Raw genomic sequence first — 4,699 nt, forward strand, 5'->3', positions numbered from 1 at the left:
TTTAAAACTACCCGATCGGGACTTTGGATGAGTGTTGCTGTCATAACTGCTCCCAAGATAAAGGGTCGCTGTAGTTATTATATCTGGTACTGTAGACCGCTCAAACCTGTGCCGATCGATCGCTTCAATTCGCTAGCTAAACAACTAAATACGCGAACGACTTCGCGAAAGTCGCAAGTCCGCCAACGGAATCAGTCCAAATCTTCTAAAATGGACAGGTAGAAACAAAGGTCGATATGTCTGAAATTACCGCTTCACCTAACGCTTCAGACATTAGCACGATCGATCGGATACTAGATCGATCCTTACAAGGCGAGGATATTTCCACCGCAGGTGCGCTCATGCTCCTGACTCAAACCCATCCAGATATTATCGATCGCATTCGGGTAACAGCAGATCGGTTGCGCCATCAGCAAGTCGGCGATACGGTTACTTACGTTATCAACCGGAATATTAATTTTACGAATATTTGCGAGCAACACTGTAGCTTTTGTGCGTTCCGGCGGGATGAAGGTACCGAAGGTGCTTTCTGGCTGAGTACCGAGCAGATTTTAGCCAAAGCCGCAGATGCAGTCGCACTTTCGGCGACAGAAATTTGTATGCAAGGCGGATTGCATCCTGGGGCGAAAATTAACGATCGATCTTTAGACTATTATCTAGAATTAGTAACCGCGATTAAATCTACTTTTCCCCAGCTCCACCTTCATGCTTTTTCGCCTCAAGAAGTCGAGTTTATCGCGCGTCAAGATGGGTTGAGTTATGCCGATGTTATTATCGCACTCCAACAGGCTGGAGTTGGCTCGATGCCTGGTACGGCGGCGGAAGTATTAGATGATGCGGTGCGGCGGATTATTTGCCCCGAAAAAATCGATAGTGCGACTTGGATCGAAATTATTACGACCGCCCATCGATTGGGGATACCGACGACTAGTACCATGTTAGCTGGGCATATTGAAACTCCCAGTCAGCAAATCGCCCATCTAGAGCAGATTAGACAGATTCAGCAACACGCCATCGCGTCCGATTATCCAGCTAAAATTACCGAATTTATTATCCTCCCTTTTGTTGGCGAATCTGCACCCGCTCCGCTCCGCAGTCGCGTCGGGCGAGATCAGCCGATTTTAGCCGATAATCTATTACTAACTGCGATCGCGCGAATTTTCTTGGGTAACTACATCCCCAATCATCAACCCAGTTGGGTCAAATTGGGTCTTGAAGGTGCGAAAACTGCACTTACATGGGGATGCAACGATTTGGGCGGTACGCTGATGGAGGAGCATATTACCACGATGGCTGGAGCCAAGGGTGGTACTTGTTTGACTGTTAAGGATTTACAAGGTGCGATTCGAGAAATCGATCGCAATTATCAGCAACGCAGTACTCTGTATGAGGCTTTAGGTTTTAGGCTTTAGGCTTTAGGTTTTAGAGAAGAAGGGGAAAGGCTTTAAAGGTAATTGTATTTCTTACTTCTTACTCCTTACTTCTTACTTCTTACTCCTCCTTGGGGAATTATGATGGGGTAAAGATTATTCAAATCCGATCGTGAATAAACCTACTTCGACACGAGTATCATCTTGGCAACCCCATTCAGAGATTAAGTCTCATAGTGGCTCTCCACTGACTGTGGATGCTGATTTCTTTATGCCACCACCGCCGACAATTGGCGAACTAATTTCGGCTGATACGACGCTCAAGACTTCGACTAGTAATTCGATGTCTACTGCTGCTCGTTGTACAATTACATTGCTCGTTGCGGTTGCGGTATTTATCCTCATTTTACTTTTATTTCATGAGGCGATTGCTGCTTTAATTACTAGTGGTATACTCAGTTTTCTGACCTGGAATTCTACTCAGTTTAATCATACCTGCTCTTATGTGGGTACCAAAGGGCTGATAAGTCATAAATTACTAGCATCTCGATCGGCAATGCCTAAAGAAAGTTTGCTATTATTTACTGACGCGCACAGTCTCTATGCCAAAACGATTAGAAACTACACAAATGGATTTTACACGAGTACGACTTATACATATACTTGGAAGAAAAATTCTGGTAACGAATATGTAATTACTGGTGGCTATCAAAGTGAAAAAAATCCGCCAAAAGATGGAGACAATTGGCATTTTGCGAACACGTCTGAGTCGGTTTGGAGTAGTTATTTACTCTCGACTCTCGATGCCCAGATCGATCGCGATGGTTTTGTCGAATTTTCAATGGGAGGTGCTTTACAGGCTGTCAGAGTCGGGCCGGGATTTATGGAGTTTGTCACTAGAAAGGATGGATCGCAGCGGGTAATGGTGGCAGATATGCGCGATATTTCTTTAGGTTCTGGTACTTTTCAATTCAAACATCAAGATGCTCGGTGGTGGTCTGGAAAAGGTAAATATTCATTTGAATATGCTAATATTCCCAATGCTAGGGTATTCTTGATTTGTCTGAGCGAACTGGCGGGGATATCTTGGGATTGATAGATGTGTTGGGATGAGATTAAAGATCGATCGACAAAAAAGAGAGAGCGATCGTATAGGTGCGATCGCTCTCTCTTTTGAGTTATTTAAAAGGTTGTTATTTAGGTGTTAGGAAAAATTTAGATTAATAAAAATTATACGCGGACTCTTTGAAGTGCTTGTAATTGGGAAAATAGTGTTTCGACTTCGGCTTGAAGTTCGAGAAACTTTTCTTGACGATCGGCTGGATAGAGAGCCTTAGTCAATTGTGCCACTTGCTGTACGCGATCGGATTGAGCCGATCCGGCTACGCGATCGCTAGTGGTACCTGGAGCAATTAGGGTTATGGGGCTGAGAGACATAGCTTTGGATAGTTATTTATACTTACTCACACTCAAGGCAATTGTATCTCATATTCCACGCTTTTAGATTTGTCGATCGTGGAGATTTCCGAACTTTTTACCAAGCAGCATGTGGATTTAATGTCTTGGACGGCGGGATTTGGGGGATTGTTCCGGGGGAGATGGGAGTAAGGAGTAAGGAGTAACTAAGGAACGCAGTTCCAAAGCCTAAAGCCTAAAGCCTAAAACCTAAAACCTAAAACCTTCTTCCTAAAGCCTAAAGCCTAATTCGTGTTAAATTGGTGTAGCTGAGGGAATGGGGAAGTCTGGTGAAAATCCAGGGCTGTGCCGCAACTGTGATGGAGCGAATGCTTCGAGTCAGAATACCGTGTCTTTAAGCGTACCTGATGGGTACTTGTGAATCCACTATTTCCTTGCGTCGCATGGGGAAGGAGTTAGATGTATTGTCGGCGATCGAACGAGCTATTTGTCCAGATATTTACCATCCTGCTGTCGCGAGTGATGGCTTATTGACTCGGCTGCGAATTCCGGGTGGCGTGTTGAATTCAGCTCAGTGTGTGGCGATCGCGCAGCTTTTAGGAGCGATCGGGTTAGAATATTTGCAAGTTACCAATCGAGCAAATTTACAACTGCGCGCATTATCGCGGGATCTCGCGCCAGAGTTATTGACTAAGTTAGCCGCTTGTGGCTTGGCGGCGAGTAATACTGCAATCGAGGGAATTCGCAGTATGATGATGAGTCCGACGGCGGGAATCGATGCACGGGAATTAGTCGATGTGCGTCCGTTGGCGGCGGCTTGGCATGAATATCTCGATCGACATCCCGAACTGGGGATACTATCGACTAAGTTTAGCGTCGGTTTCGATGGTGGTGGGAGTGTCGGAATTAGCGATCGACCCAATGATATTACCTTATTGGCAGTTAGCGATTCTCCGATGGAGAGGCTACGCCAACGCGAATTTAGTCTGTATTTAAGTATGGGAGATCGGGGTGATGCACCATCACCTGTGGGGGTAAGATTAACTCTAGCTGAATGCGTGCCGATGTTAGCGGCGATCGCGCAGAGTTATCGAGTGGGAATTTTAGCATTAGGTGGCGATTCGCGTCGTAAACCCCGATTGCGATCTGTCATTCATTACTATGGTTTAGCTGAGTTTAGCGCGATCGTCCGACGAGAATTAGCGGGTTCTAGGCATTTTATTTTTAAAAACTCCGATCTGGAGCCAGATCCCATTAGTGCAAATGCAGATTGTCATTTAGGCGTACATCCACAACGTCAGGCTGGGTTATATTACTTGGGCGTGGTGCTACCGTTAGGACGCTGGACGATCGCGCAAATACAGGGTTTAGGGTCGATCGCCGCTCGGTATGGGAGTGGTAATATCCGGTTGACACCCTGGCAAAATTTAATTATTCCCGATCTCCAGGCTGTGGATCTAAAGACGGTGCAAGGCTTAATTAGCGCGCTCGGTTTAGTCCAAACAGCCAATCATCCTAGCAGCTTATTAAGAGCCTGTGCGGGGACTACTGGCTGTCAGTTTAGCGCGACGGATACTCAAACTGATGCGATCGCCCTAGCCGATTATTTAGCCGCTAAATATAGCCTAGATCGACCGTTAAGTATTCATTTTAGCGGTTGCGATAAATCTTGCGCCCAACACGATCGCGCTGATATTACCCTGTGGGGAGACAATCCCAACCCCGAATCCCCCCGCTACCGACTAGAAATAGACGGGCTTACAGCCGCATTTACCACCGAATCGATCGATCTTTTACCCCCAGAGCGAGTCCCGATCGCGATCGGCAATCTCATCGCCACCTACCACCAAAATCGCCTCAATCCGCAAGAATCTTTTCGATCGTTTACCCGTCGGGATAGGGGATAGGGAATA

5 protein-coding genes and 1 riboswitch are annotated in these 4,699 nt (G+C 46.2%); of the genes, 4 read left to right on the forward strand and 1 reads right to left on the reverse strand.

Features of this window, described 5'->3' with window-relative positions:
* The 3 genes from Q0R35_RS02645 to Q0R35_RS02655 all read left to right on the forward strand — a co-directional run.
* On the forward strand, positions 1 to 222 hold a 222-nt coding region (locus tag Q0R35_RS02645; RefSeq protein ID WP_295614186.1), incomplete at its 5' end, for a hypothetical protein.
* A gap of 14 nt (positions 223 to 236) precedes the next feature.
* A complete protein-coding gene (gene cofH, locus Q0R35_RS02650) occupies positions 237 to 1,412 on the forward strand; it encodes a 7,8-didemethyl-8-hydroxy-5-deazariboflavin synthase subunit CofH (protein WP_295614188.1) in 1,176 nt (391 codons plus the stop codon).
* A 130-nt stretch (positions 1,413 to 1,542) separates the two neighbouring features.
* Positions 1,543 to 2,466 (forward strand): hypothetical protein, encoded by a 924-nt coding sequence (locus Q0R35_RS02655; RefSeq protein ID WP_295614190.1) that lies wholly within the window; start codon positions 1,543 to 1,545, stop codon positions 2,464 to 2,466.
* A gap of 134 nt (positions 2,467 to 2,600) precedes the next feature.
* Here Q0R35_RS02655 and Q0R35_RS02660 read toward each other — a convergent pair whose 3' ends face one another.
* The gene (locus Q0R35_RS02660) at positions 2,601 to 2,807 is read right to left on the reverse strand and encodes a hypothetical protein (protein ID WP_295614192.1); all 207 of its coding nucleotides are present in this window, start codon (positions 2,805 to 2,807) and stop codon (positions 2,601 to 2,603) included.
* Positions 2,808 to 3,058: 251 nt separating this feature from the next.
* Positions 3,059 to 3,195, forward strand: a riboswitch (cobalamin riboswitch).
* On the opposite strand from Q0R35_RS02660, the gene cobG reads away from it, so the two are divergent.
* A complete protein-coding gene (gene cobG / locus Q0R35_RS02665; RefSeq protein WP_295614194.1) occupies positions 3,194 to 4,693 on the forward strand; it encodes a precorrin-3B synthase in 1,500 nt (499 codons plus the stop codon). Its footprint overlaps the riboswitch before it by 2 nt.
* Positions 4,694 to 4,699 lie beyond the last annotated feature (6 nt).

The organism is Chamaesiphon sp. GL140_3_metabinner_50 (assembly GCF_025361915.1).
Taxonomy (GTDB): Bacteria; Cyanobacteriota; Cyanobacteriia; order Cyanobacteriales; family Chamaesiphonaceae; genus Chamaesiphon.

What these genes read in the sequence shown, in the direction of transcription:
- cofH (WP_295614188.1), top strand. Translation starts at nt 237, where the DNA reads ATGTCTGAAATTACCGCTTCACCTAACGCTTCAGACATTAGCACGATC.
- Q0R35_RS02660 (WP_295614192.1), bottom strand. Translation starts at nt 2,807, where the DNA reads ATGTCTCTCAGCCCCATAACCCTAATTGCTCCAGGTACCACTAGCGAT.
- cobG (WP_295614194.1), top strand. Translation starts at nt 3,194, where the DNA reads ATGGGTACTTGTGAATCCACTATTTCCTTGCGTCGCATGGGGAAGGAG.